At 58.4% G+C, this 13218-nt stretch carries 12 protein-coding genes; 7 read left to right on the top strand and 5 right to left on the bottom strand.

Annotation, left to right across the window (positions count from 1 at the left end):
• Nucleotides 1-113: 113 nt before the first annotated feature.
• On the bottom strand, nucleotides 114-1574 hold the full coding sequence (locus tag HMPREF2527_RS07185) for a peptide MFS transporter (RefSeq protein ID WP_070507408.1): 1461 nt from the start codon (nucleotides 1572-1574) through the stop codon (nucleotides 114-116).
• Nucleotides 1575-1884: 310 nt separating this feature from the next.
• Between HMPREF2527_RS07185 and HMPREF2527_RS07180 the strand changes: the two genes are divergently transcribed.
• From HMPREF2527_RS07180 to HMPREF2527_RS07160, 5 genes are all read left to right on the top strand, one after another.
• Complete coding sequence (locus HMPREF2527_RS07180; protein WP_070507406.1) at nucleotides 1885-2217, top strand: rhodanese-like domain-containing protein; 333 nt, start codon at nucleotides 1885-1887, stop codon at nucleotides 2215-2217.
• 35 nt (nucleotides 2218-2252) lie between these two features.
• Nucleotides 2253-3857: an anthranilate synthase component I family protein gene (locus HMPREF2527_RS07175; protein WP_070507404.1), complete on the top strand. Its 1605-nt coding sequence runs from the start codon at nucleotides 2253-2255 to the stop codon at nucleotides 3855-3857.
• Between the two features lie 65 nt (nucleotides 3858-3922).
• Complete coding sequence (pyrE, locus tag HMPREF2527_RS07170) at nucleotides 3923-4504, top strand: orotate phosphoribosyltransferase (protein WP_005504234.1); 582 nt, start codon at nucleotides 3923-3925, stop codon at nucleotides 4502-4504.
• A gap of 123 nt (nucleotides 4505-4627) precedes the next feature.
• Nucleotides 4628-5389 carry a TrmH family RNA methyltransferase gene (locus HMPREF2527_RS07165; RefSeq protein ID WP_012902696.1) on the top strand — a complete coding sequence of 254 codons (762 nt, stop codon included), beginning with the start codon at nucleotides 4628-4630 and terminating at the stop codon, nucleotides 5387-5389.
• A gap of 265 nt (nucleotides 5390-5654) precedes the next feature.
• On the top strand, nucleotides 5655-6470 hold the full coding sequence (locus HMPREF2527_RS07160) for a hypothetical protein (protein WP_070507402.1): 816 nt from the start codon (nucleotides 5655-5657) through the stop codon (nucleotides 6468-6470).
• 215 nt (nucleotides 6471-6685) lie between these two features.
• On the opposite strand, the gene HMPREF2527_RS07155 is transcribed toward HMPREF2527_RS07160, so the two are convergent.
• From HMPREF2527_RS07155 to HMPREF2527_RS07145, 3 genes are all read right to left on the bottom strand, one after another.
• Nucleotides 6686-7738 (bottom strand): ornithine cyclodeaminase, encoded by a 1053-nt coding sequence (locus HMPREF2527_RS07155; protein ID WP_005504242.1) that lies wholly within the window; start codon nucleotides 7736-7738, stop codon nucleotides 6686-6688.
• 298 nt (nucleotides 7739-8036) lie between these two features.
• Nucleotides 8037-9632 carry an amino acid permease gene (locus HMPREF2527_RS07150; protein ID WP_070507400.1) on the bottom strand — a complete coding sequence of 532 codons (1596 nt, stop codon included), beginning with the start codon at nucleotides 9630-9632 and terminating at the stop codon, nucleotides 8037-8039.
• Nucleotides 9633-9937: 305 nt separating this feature from the next.
• Nucleotides 9938-10324 (bottom strand): hypothetical protein, encoded by a 387-nt coding sequence (locus HMPREF2527_RS07145; protein WP_012902700.1) that lies wholly within the window; start codon nucleotides 10322-10324, stop codon nucleotides 9938-9940.
• A 263-nt stretch (nucleotides 10325-10587) separates the two neighbouring features.
• Here HMPREF2527_RS07145 and fbaA point away from each other — a divergent pair, with 263 nt between their 5' ends.
• On the top strand, nucleotides 10588-11613 hold the full coding sequence (fbaA, locus tag HMPREF2527_RS07140; RefSeq protein ID WP_012902702.1) for a class II fructose-bisphosphate aldolase: 1026 nt from the start codon (nucleotides 10588-10590) through the stop codon (nucleotides 11611-11613).
• 139 nt (nucleotides 11614-11752) lie between these two features.
• On the opposite strand, the gene HMPREF2527_RS07135 is transcribed toward fbaA, so the two are convergent.
• On the bottom strand, nucleotides 11753-12340 hold the full coding sequence (locus HMPREF2527_RS07135) for an arsenic metallochaperone ArsD family protein (protein WP_070507398.1): 588 nt from the start codon (nucleotides 12338-12340) through the stop codon (nucleotides 11753-11755).
• Nucleotides 12341-12678: 338 nt separating this feature from the next.
• Between HMPREF2527_RS07135 and HMPREF2527_RS07130 the strand changes: the two genes are divergently transcribed.
• Nucleotides 12679-13191, top strand: coding sequence for a PTS sugar transporter subunit IIA (locus HMPREF2527_RS07130; RefSeq protein ID WP_044150002.1), 513 nt, complete (start codon nucleotides 12679-12681; stop codon nucleotides 13189-13191).
• The last annotated feature ends 27 nt before the right edge of the window (nucleotides 13192-13218 follow it).

Here is a 13218-nt window from a genome sequence, read left to right as displayed (position 1 = left end):
GCGTATAGTAAGGGCCCCGAACCCTTGGTAATTCAAGGATTCTGGGCCCTCACATCTACACGCTCACGCTGCCCGAAGCAGCGAGTTGGCAGTGTAGATAAGCAACTTTGTGGCTACTTCACGCCGCGCATCATCTTCTGAACCGGCTTGTGCACCAGGAACAGCAGCACACCGGTCGCGATGGTGATAATACCCATCCAGGTGAAGTAGGGAACTTCAGTTTCCATGCTGTAGAACTGAGCCAACCAACCCGACAGCACGGTACCCATTGCCACGGAGGTGAAGTACAGCGCCATCATGTTCACGCGGTGCGCCTTCGGTGCGAGCTTGGTCGCCAGCGAAATGCCCACCGGGGAAATAATCAGCTCAGCGATGGTGCAGACGAATAGAATCAGCACAATCCAGCCGACGTTCACGCTCTGAACACCCGCCTGAGCGAGGAAGATCCAGAACGCCAGGCCAATAATAATCAGCGCTGCGGAGAACTTCACGGTGGTGACCGGCTGGCGGTCACCCCACTTGGTCCACAGGGCGGAGAACATCATGCCGAAGACGATGATGAAAATCGGGTTGATGGAGTTGACCAGGTTCGGGCTCAGTTCCATGCCCAGGATGTTCCAGTTGAGGCGCTCATCCGAGTACACCGCCATGACGGTGAACTGCTGCTGGTACAGTGCCCAGAACACGGCGTTTGCAATCCACAGGGGAATGAATGCGGTGACGCGGGAACGCTCATCCGCGGTGACGTCCTTAGCGGTCAGCAGCTGAGCGAACAGGGCGATAGCGCCGATGAAGATGAAGCCCATGACCCAGTTCTTGAGGTTGTCTGCGGTCATCAGGCCGGTTGCCAGCAGGATACCGAGAACGACCACGATACCGACCAGTGCCAGGAAGAAGTTACGCTTCTGAGCGCTGGTGAAGGGGGTGCCCACGTGGTGTACGGAGGCGGGCAGGTTCTTGCGGGTCAGCGAGTACTGAATCAGGCCGGCAGCCATACCGATAGCAGCCAGGCCAAAGCCGAGGTGGAAACCGCCGGTGCTCCAGCCCCAACCGGTCAGAATCGGGCCGATGAGTGCACCGGTGTTCACGCCGATGTAGAAGATGGTGAAGCCCGCGTCGCGGCGGTGGTCGTTGTCCGAGTAGAGGGAGCCGACCAGCACGGAGGCATTACTCTTCAGACCACCGGAGCCGATAGCGACCAGCAGCAGACCAATCACCACACCCGGAATGCCGGGGATGAGGGAGAGGGAGATGTGGCCCGCCATGATGCCGATAGCGGAGTAGAAGAGGGTACGCTCGGGGCCGAGGAGGCGGTCACCGAGGATACCGCCGAGGATTGCCATGAGGTACACGACTGCACCGTACGCGCCGATAACGCCGGTGGCGAGGTCCTTGTCGAGGCCCAGGCCGCCCTTGTCGGCGGTGTAGTACAGGTAGTAGATCATGATGCCCTGCATGCCGTAGAAGGAGAAGCGCTCCCACATTTCTACGGTGAACAGGTTCGCGAGCATGCTCGGGTGGCCGAAGAAGGTCTTGGTGTCCTTGGGTTCGGCACCTGTGATGGTGTTGGACATGGTGGTAATTCTTTTCTGTGCAAGCCCGGGGTTCTGTGTGACCCGGGCAATATGTGTTTAAGTCTATACCCTTGTGGGTGCATATGTATACATATTTTGTTCATATATTTCAAAGATTGAACTATCAATCAGTGCATGAAAAATCATTTCGATTTTTTCGTATGCATCATTTCCGAGTCTCACAAACCCCCAAATACCGGGCTAGATGCGCCGCACACCCCCAACGCGATAGAGTGGAACCACAATTATGCCCACCCGGCACCCCACCGTGCCGACCGGCCCGTCCTCATTCAATTCAAAGGAGAACCCCATGACTGCTGTACCCCAGATTGACCCCCGCGACGTTCCCGCAGGCGCAACCATCATCGACGTGCGTGAAGACTACGAATGGGAGGGCGGCCACGCCACCGGCGCCAAGCACATCACCCTCGGTACCATCGCTGAGCGTCTGGCTGAACTGCCCGCACCCGGCGAAGACTTCTACGTCATCTGCCACGGTGGCGGCCGTTCGAACCGCGCTGCAACCTTCCTGCGCGAGCACGGCTACGCCGCACACAACATTGCGGGCGGCACCAGCGCATGGTTCGCTGCCGGTCTGCCGATGACCAGCGAAAACGGCGAAGCACCCGCAGTCGTTCACTAAACCGCCAGTTCGCCTGCACACCATACAGCCATACAATGGAGTCCGTGACTGAAACTTCCGCGGACCGTATTTTTTCTACCTCGAACGCTCCCGCTTCTGCGTCCCCTCATGCCCTGCCGAGTATTCTGCAGAGCATCCCGTGGGATGCGCAGACGCGGGAGCTTATCGTGCGCCCGCTTCCTTTCGCGGTGAACTGCGAGGAGGCGTACCCGCTGCTGACCGGTGGTGCCGAGTATTCCTTCTGGCTGGATTCCGCGCGCGAGGAGTCGCCCATGTCGGTTGCCTCGTATGTGGGCGTGGTCCCGCCGCAGCTGTCGCCCCTGCGCGTGGATTCGGCGCGTGCGGCGGCTGAGTCTGGCGGGAAAGACCCCTTCGCCCAGCTGGAGGCGGCGCTCGCCTGCGCACCGCGCGTGCACCCGGATACCGCGGCGGCAACCGGTCTGCCTGCGGGTTTGCGTGGCGGTTACGTGGGCTATTTCGGCTATGAGGCGCGTGCCGCCATGGGCATGGAGCACGGCCACCCGGTGCCGGGCTACCTGCCGGCGCATGAGGCGCCGACCCCGGATTCTCTGTGGTTGCCGGCGGTTCGCTACCTGGTGCATGAGCATGCCCGCCCGGGGGTTGCAGCGCGTAGCTGGCTGGTGGGCGATGAGTCGTGGTGTGAGGCGGCGGAGCGGCTGCTGAGCGCGGCGCTGACTCCGGTGCTGAATGCGGCGCTGAGTGCGGCAGGGGAGTGCGCCTCCGAAAATGCTCCCGTCAACGCCCCTGAAAATGCCCCTGAGCTCGCCGAGCTCCTGCTCTTCCCGGCACCCGCCGCGGAAGCCTACATGGATGCCGTTCGTACTAGTCAGCACGAAATCTACGAGGGTAACAGCTACGAGGTGTGCCTGACCGCGCAGACGGTCGCGCGCATCCCCAATCCGAGCCCGGAGCTTTTCTTTGAGCTGTACCGCCGCCAGCGCGCCCACAATGCGGCGCCGTATGCGGCGTATCTGCGGTGCGGTGATTTTTCGGTGCTTTCTTCTTCGCCGGAGCGTTTTTTGAGCGTGGATGAGCAGCGTAACGCCCAGACGAAGCCGATTAAGGGCACGATCGCTCGTGGCGTTACTCCGGAAGAAGACGCCGCGGCGGCGGCATGGTTGCGTACCGATGAGAAGACCCGTGCCGAGAACCTCATGATCGTGGATCTGCTGCGTAATGACCTGTCCACGGTGTCTGACCCGGCGTCTGTGCGCGTGCCCGTGCTCATGGGCGTGGAGAGCTATTCGACGGTGCATCAGCTGGTGTCTACGGTCAGTTCGCGTCTGCGTGAGGGCGTGAGTGCGGTGGCTGCCGCGCGGGCGTGCTTCCCGGGCGGTTCGATGACGGGTGCCCCGAAGCCTTCGACCATGCAGATTATTGAGGGCCTGGAGGGTCGCGCTCGCGGCGTGTATTCGGGTGCTCTGGGCTTTGTGTCGGTGGATGGTTCGGCGAACCTGTCGATTGTGATTCGCACGCTCGTGGCGCACGATGAGGGCGCGGTGACTCTTGCCGCGGGTGGCGCTATCGTGGCTGATTCCGACCCGACCGCCGAGTATGAGGAGATGCTGACGAAGCTGCGTGCCGCGTTGCCGCCGTCGGTGGGTCGCGTGGTGGAATAGCCTAGCGCTGGAATAGCACAGGGAATAGCCTGCACCGCCTGCACGTGAGCCGCTACACTTGAACTATGACTAAGCTTTCTGAAAACCTCCCCATTGAAGAAGCCCGTGAACGCCTGCGCCAGCTGATTATGGAGCTGGCTGTGGTGCGCGGGCACGTGGTCCTCGCCTCCGGCAAGGAAGCCGACTACTACGTTGACCTGCGCCGCATCACTCTGCACCACGAGGCTTCTCGCCTGGTGGGTCAGGTCATGCTGGACCTGCTGGATAAGAACGGCATCGAGTTTGAGGCTGCTGGCGGCCTGACCATGGGTGCTGACCCGGTGGGTACCGCGATTATGCGTGCCGCTGGTGATCAGGACCGTGCGATTGACGCGTTTGTGGTGCGTAAGGCTCAGAAGTCTTACGGCATGGGCCGTCAGGTGGAGGGCCCGAGCGTTGAGGGTCGCCGCGTGGTTGCTGTTGAGGACACCTCCACGACCGGTGGTTCTGCGCTGACCGCTGTTGAGGCGCTGCGTAAGGCTGGCGCTGAGGTTGTGGCGGTTGCTGTGATTGTTGACCGTGCGACCGGCGCTAAGGAGCATGTGGAAGAGGTTGCGGGCGTTCCGTGCCTGTACGCGTACTCGAAGGATGAGCTGGGCCTGGACTAGTCTCTACTGGCTTGGACTAGGATCTCGTGAATTTTTAAGACGTTCCCGTTGCGGCGGGTGAACCCGTGCCGCTGGCTACTGTGTGTGGCTGGTGGTGCGGGTTTTTGTCTGTAAGATGGCTCTGTGGGCGCCGGAGTGGCGCTGGTTGTTGGCGTGAAGGTGGTTGTGATGGTTGAGAATCGTGAGGCGGCTGAGGCTGTACCTGCTGAGGCTGTGCCTGCGGAGGCGGCTGTAGCTGAGGCTGTTGAGGGTACTGAGCAGGGTACTGCCCGTTTTGAGGTGGGTGTGGGCCCGTGGGAGGGCCCGTGGCCTGAAGGCGACCATTGGGATGAGGAGCTGCTGCGTGAGGGCGACCGCCGTAACGTGGTGGATAAGTACCGTTACTGGTCGATGGACGCGATTATTGCTGACCTGGATACGCGCCGCCATGATTTTCATGTGGCGATTGAGAATTGGCAGCATGATTTGAATATTGGCACGGTGGTGCGTACTGCGAATGCGATGTTGGCGAAGGAGGTCCATATTATTGGGCGTCGCCGCTGGAATCGTCGTGGTGCGATGGTGACGGATCGTTATCAGCATGTGCGTCATCATCCGACGATTGAGGATTTTGTGGCGTGGGCGCAGGGTGAGGGTCTGGAGATTATTGGTATTGATATTTTTCCGGATTCGGTGCCGCTGGAGACGTATGATCTGCCGAAGAAGTGTGTGCTGGTTTTTGGTCAGGAGGGCCCGGGCTTGTCGGAGGAGTTGCATGCGGCGGCTAGGGATACTCTGTCGATTGAGCAGTTTGGGTCGACGCGTTCGATGAATGCGGCGACGGCTGCGGGTATTGCGATGCATGCGTGGGTTCGCCGTCATGTGTTTGGCCAGATTCCGTCGTAGTTCGGTGGCTGTTTATGAGGTGTTTAAAGGTTTCGATGTGTTGTGTGCGCGTCGGAACCTTTCTGTTGGGGGTTGGGGTGGCTTAAACCACGCATGGAATTACCTAGGGGTGTTAGTGTTAATGCAAGTCACAGGAGATGTGAGAATTGCACTCTCAATTTCGGTTTGGGGTGTGCGATGGATTTCCTGGCTTCGGCTCGCCAATGGTTGCGAGTTGTGGATATGAATGACCGCGGCGTCATTCCCCTGAAAGGAGTCGGTAACAATGAAGAAATCTGCTGCCCTACTCGCCTGCTTTGCTTTAGCTTTAAGTTCCTGTGCCGCTGCGCCTAAAGATACTGGCCTCAAAGCCCAGCTGGATTTTGAAAATAACTATATTACTCTTCCGCTCGATGAATACGACATGAGTGACCAGGCCCAAGATATAACATATAGGGCGCATTTGTTGATTCGTAAAGAGTGCTACGCGAAAAAAGGATACGATTTTGAAATTCTAGAAAACGGCTGGGTTTCTGGCAAGGCCGCCCAGTATGGCCTCTGGAATGTGAAGCATGTGGCGAATCATTTTACGTTCCTCAAAGTCGGAGAAGAGCAGGATAGGATTTATAAGAGCATCCCTGAAGACGTCAGGGCCAGCTGCCGCGAAGAGCATCGGGAAGAACTGGATATGCTCTATTTTGATGTGGCTGATGAGGAAAAGTACCGCCCCGTCGGTCGTATCCGTAGCGAAGCGTACCAGCGCGCGCAGGGTGACCCTGAATGGAAGAAAGCCCGCTCAGATTGGTGGGACTGTCAGCGTCAGGAAGGGTTGACGCCTCGCACCGGGGACGGTGAATGGACGAGCAAAGAACTGGCCAGTCTGAATGCTGATGATCCCAAAGTGTTGGAGGAGGTTATCCGCCTGGCCACCATTGAAGCTCAATGTAGTGAGAAGGTGAGGTTGGCTCAGCGTTTGGGTGATATTGAGGCGTCCTATCAGGGTCCTTTGATTGAGAAGAATCAGGCGTTGCTGAATGATTTGAAGGCCTATCGTGATGCGAAGATAGCGAAGGCGCGCGAAATTATCGCCACCCACCAGTAGCCACACCCGCTGAAGGGCAGAACGGGTGAACCAGCCGCAGAATGCTCACAAGTTGCCCCTAGAAAATCCGTGCATACGAAAATTTCACAAGAAGGAGCCGGGGAGTGTCACCACTCCCCAGCCCTCACTTTATTCACTCTCAACCTCGCAGCCCATGCTGGCGCACCTACAGGCCCGCCAGCTCAAGGCCACTCAGCGTCAGGCTGCTTAGTCCTTTAGCCCACCGGAACGTTAACGTTCACCAGCGAGTACAGATCCTTCGGATCATCCGGGCTAGCAACCAGGTCAATGAACTGCTGCAGGTCGGTGTCCTGCGTGGCCGCACGGGCATAACGCAGACCCGAGAAGTCAGCAATCGCGAAGCCCACCGAGTCGAACAGGGTAATCTGCTCATCCGACACGCGGCCGGGCTCCTCACCGGTCAGAACCTTCCAGAACTCCACCACCGGGAAGTCCGGGTCCTTCTGCTGAATCTCGCCCTCAATGCGGGTCTGCGGCGGGAACTCAACAAACACGGTGGAGCGGTCCAGAATTTCGCTTTCCAGCTCAGTCTTGCCGGGGCAGTCGCCACCAATAGCGTTCAGGTGCACGCCGGGCTTCACCTGGCGGTCCAGCAGAACCTTCGCCTGCTGCTTATCGGCGGTGCAGGTGGTAATAATGTCTGCACCCTCAACAGCCTCGTCCACGTCCTTAGCCAGGTGGATGCGGAAGCCCAGCGGCTCCAGGTTACGGCGGAACTTCTCCATCGCGTGCGGATCAACGTCGTAGACGGACAGGTCCTCAATGCCGAGCACAGCGCGCATACCCAGCGCCTGGAACTCAGACTGCGAGCCGGTACCAATCATTGCCATCTTCTTCGAATCCTTGCGTGCCAGGTGCTTAGCAACCATGGCGGACACGCCAGCGGTACGCAGCGCGGTCAGCAGGGTCATCTCAGCCAGGAACACCGGGTAGCCGTTGTCCACGTCAGCGAGCAGACCGAATGCGGTCACGGTCTGGAAGCCGCGTGCCGGGTTCGACGGGTGGCCGTTCACGTACTTGAAGGAGTAGGTGATGTTGTCGGAGGTGGGCATCAGCTCAATCACACCGAAGGGGGTGTGGGAGGCGACGCGCGGAATCTTGTCGAAGCTCTGCCACTTCTTGAAGTCTTCTTCGAGGAAGTCGACCATGCCGGCAATGATGTTGCCTACGCCGTCCTTCTGAATCCACTTCGCCATCGAGGCGACGTCAACAAATTCCACCGCGTGTGCGCTAGGACGTTCAGTCATGATTTTCTCCTTTGAATATCTGCACAAAACTTCTTTGTGCATCTGGTGGTCACTGCGGATATCTATTATCTCAAAATATATTGCAGGACACACCGTATTAGAAATGCTGTAGATATGTACTTTGCTTTATGTATTACACGGATGTAATACGGAACGAACACGAAAAGACGTGCAGGGAGGGGGGTTCTAGAGTCTAGAGCTCCTAGAGCCTAGACCTCCTAGAGTCTAGGGCTAGGGTCTAGAACCCCCTCATTCGCCTTCGCCGGGATATTACCGGGATTACAGGCAACCGGTCGGGTTAGCTACCCTTCGGGTTGTCCTCGTCCTCAAGGTCACCCAGGTCAATGTGGGTACGAGGCTCCGAAACGAGCTTCTTCACCACGGGGCGGGCAGCAATCACGGGCACGGAACCGGTGTAGCCTTCACGGACGCGAGCAATCTCGTTGACGCGGTCACGAACCGTGTACCAGCCGATAATCAGCAGCGGAATAACCACCAGCAGCGATGCCAGGGTGTAGGTACCCACCGGGTAATCCAGAGCCATCAGCACCAGCACAACAGCGAGGAACACCATCACAGCCCAGTCGCTGAAACGACCGCCGGGTGCGCGATAGTTGGGGCGCTTGTACTTGCCCTCACCGACCAGCTTCAGGTACTTCTGGTGCGACATTGCGATAGCCGCCCAGCTAGCCATGGTGCCCACAGATGCGATGTTCAGCACGACCTCGAACGCCTGCTCGGGAACGAAGAAGTTCAGCACAACGCCGAAGAGGCCAATCACACCGGTCAGCAGAATACCTGCCACCGGAACACCGGAGCGGGACACCTTGGTGGTGAACTTCGGTGCCGAACCTGCAACACCCATCGAGTGAAGGATACGGCCGGTGGAGTACAGTCCAGCGTTCAGCGAGGAAGCAGCCGCGGTAATAACGACCAGCTGCATAATCGGTGCGGTACCGTCAATGCCGATAGCGTCGAAGAAGGTCACGAACGGCGACTCTGCATCCTTGTATGCGGTGTAGGGCATGAGCAGGCAGAGCAGAACCACGGAACCAACGTAGAAGATCGCGATACGCCAGATCACGGTGTTGATAGCGCGGGGGATAACCTTCTCAACGTTCTTGGTTTCACCACTGGTGGTGCCGACCAGCTCAATACCGGCGTAGGCGAACACAACGCCCTGAACCACGATAAGAGCGGGAAGAATACCGTTGGGGAAGAAGCCGTCATTGGCTGCAATGAGTTCCAGACCGGGGCGGACGCCGTTGATGGGTTCACCGAAGACCAGGTACCAGATACCTACCGCCATGAAGGACAGCAGGGCAAGAATCTTAATGAGTGCGAACCAGAATTCCAGCTCACCAAAGAGCTTCACGGAGATGAGGTTTAGAGCCACGGTGATGATAACGACGATGAATGCGCTAAGCCACTGGGGAATGTCTGCGAAGAACTGGTTGTATCGACCGAACCAGCTGATGTAGATGGCGATAGCGGTGGCGTCTGCAACGGCGGTCATTGCCCAGTTCAGCCAGTACAGCCATCCGGATACGAATGCGGCCTTTTCGCCGTAGAATTCGCGGGTGTAGGAGACGAAGGAGCCCGAGGAGGGGCGGTGAAGGATCAGCTCGCCGAGGGCTCGAAGGATCAGGTAGCCGAAGAAGCCGATGACGGCGTAGATGACGGCGAGCATGGGGCCTGCGTCCTGCAGGCGGCTACCGGTGCCCAGGAACAGGCCGGTACCAATAGCGGAACCGATGGCGATCATCTGGAGCTGACGTGCGCCAAGCCCCTTGTGGAAGCCTTCCTGTTCGTGTGCGAACGGGTCGTCTGTGGGGGGCTTAGTGTATTGATTCGCTGCAGAAGTCTGCGGGTTCTTGTTCGGTGAGGTGCTCACGCTATGCCTCCTTGGATAGTTACGTCTGAAGCACGTGCTACACGAAATGTGGTTGGGAACACGTCTGCGGGTTGTAACGACTATAGCACGGTAATTTAGGTAAATATAACTCACATCACGTAATAATTTATATACATATAATGCATATCTTATGAATATATTTGGTTCATGTTGTATTGTGTGGTTTTCATTGTTTTGTGAAATAGATTAATTGAACCCTGAGTCCAAAAATCAATTACCCCACCACCGCACAGCACAAGAGCACCCACAACGGGGTGCTCTCACAACCTATTCAAAACGGGGACTTAGCCCTCCATCAGGCGATCAATCTTCGCCCGCAACGCACGCTCGCGACGATTCAACCACCACCAGCTTGGCCAACGCATCAACGACTTACGGCCCACCTGCACCACCGAGGGGAGCTTCGCCTCCGCAAGCGCCACATCAATCTCGTGGTCACTCGCACCCTCATCACGCATTTTCTCCATCAACTCAAGGGATTTCGCCATATCGCCATGCCCCAAAACATGCCGACTCTTACGCTCCAGAATCTCATCCAACTGGGCGCGCACCGGGGCAATAGCCGCCGCATTCGGATGCTCACGCTCAGCACGACGCTGCGCCTGGCGGGCACGCTTCTCACGTTTCGCGTCGAGCTGTTTTGGATTATTTTTAGCGCTCGCCTTGCTCATGGGAGGTTCCTTTCATCGCGTCCGGGTGATGTGTACGCTGCCCTGCACGCACAGAAGACATCAAGTCATTAACACCTCTACTTTACCGCGGTAATTCGCGGAAATTTCGCTGCAGTAAACCCAAAAAAACCCACAAAAAATTAACGATAAATAAGTCGTATCTTGGTAAAATAGTGCGAGTAGGAGGCGTCTCGCGCGCCAACAAAATATGGTGAACCGGCCCAGCATCGGTAACCGGTCGCATCTATCCAAGGAGTCAGCATATGGCTATTGCAACCCCCGAAGTTTACGCAGAAATGCTGCAGACCGCGAAGGAAAAGGGCTTCGCGTACCCCGCAGTGAACGTGACCTCCTCCCAGACCCTGAATGCTGCAATCCGCGGCTTCGCAGAGGCTGGCTCGGACGGCATCATCCAGGCATCCACCGGTGGTGCAGCATACTGGTCCGGCGCTTCCAAGAAGGACATGGTCGTTGGCTCCCTGGCCTTCGCAGCATACGCACGCGAAGTTGCTAAGCAGTACGACGTGAACATTGCACTGCACACCGACCACTGCCCCAAGGACAAGCTGGAAGGCTTCGTCCTGCCCCTGCTGGCAGAGTCCGAGAAGGCTGTTGCTCGCGGTGAAGACCCCATCTTCAACTCCCACATGTGGGACGGCTCCGCAATCGACCTGGACGAGAACCTGAAGATTGCTGCTGAGCTGATCGAGCGTACCTCCAAGGCAAAGCTCGTTCTCGAGGTTGAGATTGGTGCCGTTGGTGGCGAGGAAGACGGCGTTGAAGGCGCTATCGACGACTCCCTGTACACCACCGTTGCAGACGCAATCAAGACCGTTGAGGCAATCGGCCTGGGCGAGAAGGGCACCTACATGGCTGCTCTGACCTTCGGTAACGTTCACGGCGTGTACAAGCCCGGTAACGTTCACCTGCGCCCCGAGCTGCTCAAGGAAATCCAGACCGAGGTCGGCGCTAAGTACGGCAAGGGCGACAAGCCCTTCTACCTGGTCTTCCACGGTGGCTCCGGCTCCACCGAGCAGGAGATTGCAGACGCAGTGTCCTACGGTGTTATCAAGATGAACATCGACACCGACACCCAGTATGCATTCACCCGCCCCGTTGCTGGCCACATGTTCAGCAACTACGACGGTGTGCTGAAGGTTGACGGCGAGGTCGGCAACAAGAAGACCTACGACCCCCGCGTTTGGGGTGCAGCTGCAGAGGCAGGCATGGCCGCACGCGTGGTCGAGGCTTGCCAGCAGCTCGGTTCCGTCGGTACCTCCATCAAGTAAGGTACTGTTCGCCCGCCGCGGCTCCTGTAGCCGCTGCCGGGTGTGAACCTAAGCTTCGTTAAGCGAAAGCGGTGCCCGCTTCCTCATCATGAGGAGGCGGGCACCGCTTCTTTGTTGATGTAGCTAGAGTCGGGCGGGTTTACTTGCCGCCGCAGCCGCAACCACCGCATCCGCAGCCGCCGGACTTCACAGCCACCGAACCGGAGGTGGGGATACCGTCGCCAGTGTCGCCACCCATGAGGTTCACGCGGTTGCCGATTTCGGGGCCGCCGACCGGCTGGGGTGCCTTACCCGCCAGGGTTGCCGCGAAACCGGCGGGCTCCGCCAGGGGGCTCAGGTTCGGAATCATCGACGCCGCCGGGGAGCCGGAGGGGCCGCACGCAGCAGCTGCCGCGTTAGCCTTCGGCTGGGCGACCAGGTGGGCGCGCGCAAAACGCTTAATCTGCTCGGCGGTCGGGTAGGAGAAGGACACCTTCACCTCACCGTTGACGAGCATGAGCGGCAGAACCTCGCGGCCGTTCATCTCAATCTGCTCCGCCACGGGGGCGCACTCTTCAAATGCGGAAGGGTAGGAGTCGGTGGAGTACACCTCAATGTCCACGCCCGAATCCAGCGCCTCCTGCGCGGCACCCAGGAACTCGGAGCGCTCCATATCCTGCGGATCCTCCGGGTTCTCGCCGGGACCCGGAATAAATACTTCAAGAACGGTCTCAGCCGCTTCAGTCATCAGTTTCAGCCTTTTCTCTCTTATGGGCACCGGCTCGGGGGAGGGGTGCCAGTCCTTCACTAAGTGTACTCGCGACCTCAAGAGTGCAGAAGTGTGAGTTGAAGTTCCAGATTTGCGGAATATTTGCAGAATTCGAGTCGAATGACCCTCAGCTCGTGAGCTACGGGTTTAGGTGTTGTATTCTGAGTGCATATGCACCGGAGTGTGCGAACCCTGCAATTCAGGCAGGCGCCGCCCGGTGTGAAACCAAGAAGGCAACGACGCCCGCATCCGACGCGGACGCATCAGCGCTACAAATACACGCTATTCATAGCGCAACACGACCAGAAGGAGCATACATGTTCGGTTTCGGCAAGAAGAAGAAGGAAGCTGCCGCACAGGAAGCATCGTCCGCAGACGTCTACGTCGCACCTGCTACCGGCGAGTACCTGCCGCTGAGCGAAGTCTCCGACCCCGTTTTCTCTCAGGGCGTTATGGGCGACGGCTACGCAGTGAACCCCACCGCAGGCACCATCGTCGCACCCGTTGCAGGCACCATTGCACTGATTCAGGACACCCTGCACGCATTCATGCTCCGCACCGAAAACGGCGGTGAGGTACTGGTCCACATCGGTATCGACACCGTTGAGCTCGGCGGCGACGGCTTCACCAAGCTCGCTAACGTAGGTGACAAGGTTGAGGCAGGCGCACCCATTATCGAGGTCGACTGGGCAGCTATCGAGGGTCGCATCCCCTCCAAGGAAACCATGGTGATGATTACCAACACCGCAAAGTTCAACATCTCCAAGGACTCTGAGTCCCGCCGCCCCGTTGCAGCCGGTGACCGCGTCGCTCAGGCATCCAAGAAGTAAGCTGAACCAGCGAAAATAGCTCAGCTT

Source organism: Rothia sp. HMSC071B01 (genome assembly GCF_001808945.1).
In the GTDB taxonomy this organism is placed as follows: Bacteria; Actinomycetota; Actinomycetes; order Actinomycetales; family Micrococcaceae; genus Rothia.
Note: the sequence above shows the minus strand (reverse complement) of the source record. Positions and strands in the feature narration are given on the sequence as shown.

Coding starts and splice junctions, on each gene's coding strand:
- HMPREF2527_RS07180 (WP_070507406.1), top strand. CDS start 1,885: ATGACTGCTGTACCCCAGATTGACCCCCGCGACGTTCCCGCAGGCGCA.
- fbaA (WP_012902702.1), top strand. CDS start 10,588: ATGGCTATTGCAACCCCCGAAGTTTACGCAGAAATGCTGCAGACCGCG.
- HMPREF2527_RS07175 (WP_070507404.1), top strand. CDS start 2,253: ATGGAGTCCGTGACTGAAACTTCCGCGGACCGTATTTTTTCTACCTCG.
- HMPREF2527_RS07185 (WP_070507408.1), bottom strand. CDS start 1,574: ATGTCCAACACCATCACAGGTGCCGAACCCAAGGACACCAAGACCTTC.
- HMPREF2527_RS07145 (WP_012902700.1), bottom strand. CDS start 10,324: ATGAGCAAGGCGAGCGCTAAAAATAATCCAAAACAGCTCGACGCGAAA.
- HMPREF2527_RS07160 (WP_070507402.1), top strand. CDS start 5,655: ATGAAGAAATCTGCTGCCCTACTCGCCTGCTTTGCTTTAGCTTTAAGT.
- HMPREF2527_RS07130 (WP_044150002.1), top strand. CDS start 12,679: ATGTTCGGTTTCGGCAAGAAGAAGAAGGAAGCTGCCGCACAGGAAGCA.
- HMPREF2527_RS07135 (WP_070507398.1), bottom strand. CDS start 12,340: ATGACTGAAGCGGCTGAGACCGTTCTTGAAGTATTTATTCCGGGTCCC.
- HMPREF2527_RS07155 (WP_005504242.1), bottom strand. CDS start 7,738: ATGACTGAACGTCCTAGCGCACACGCGGTGGAATTTGTTGACGTCGCC.
- pyrE (WP_005504234.1), top strand. CDS start 3,923: ATGACTAAGCTTTCTGAAAACCTCCCCATTGAAGAAGCCCGTGAACGC.